The sequence below is a fragment of the Pseudoalteromonas sp. SR45-6 genome (assembly GCF_014163545.1).
In the GTDB taxonomy this organism is placed as follows: Bacteria; Pseudomonadota; Gammaproteobacteria; order Enterobacterales; family Alteromonadaceae; genus Pseudoalteromonas; species Pseudoalteromonas rhizosphaerae.
Window position 1 is genome coordinate 1 of record NZ_JACJDM010000186.1, and the last position, 458, is coordinate 458.

Here is a 458-nt window from a genome sequence, read left to right on the forward strand (position 1 = left end):
TTATTTGAGTTATCAGGCACTTGAACAGCTATTTTAGTCTCAGGGTATTTATCCTCATCAATATGACTAATAAAAGGCACAAACCCCATTACACCCGGGCGTGTTGCCACTATATCAAGGTGGCAGGCAATATCAGCCCATTTAAAACAACAATTACCCAGCTCATCACGCTCTTCACAACCAGGTATCTTATAGGTAAAGCCGACTAACTGTTTTTTTCTGTCAAAATATATTTGCTTTTTAGGGATGTAACTATCTGTTATTGGTAATAAGTTAAGAAAAAACAAGTTCCAAGAAAAAGTGAGTATAGGTATCCACCATTGAAATGGCTCATTGGAATAGGTGGCCACAAAGCAACAGATCAACAAGATTAAACTCAAAGTAAATCCGATTATTATGGGACCAAATAAAATAACCCTAGCGGAATTATTTCCACACATTTCTATTTTATATCGCTC

1 pseudogene is annotated in these 458 nt (G+C 36.2%); it reads right to left on the reverse strand.

Going from position 1 to position 458, the window contains the following annotated elements:
• Positions 1-380 (reverse strand): annotated as a pseudogene (locus tag H5158_RS22825) (hypothetical protein); the annotation flags it as partial.
• Positions 381-458: the final 78 nt, after the last annotated feature.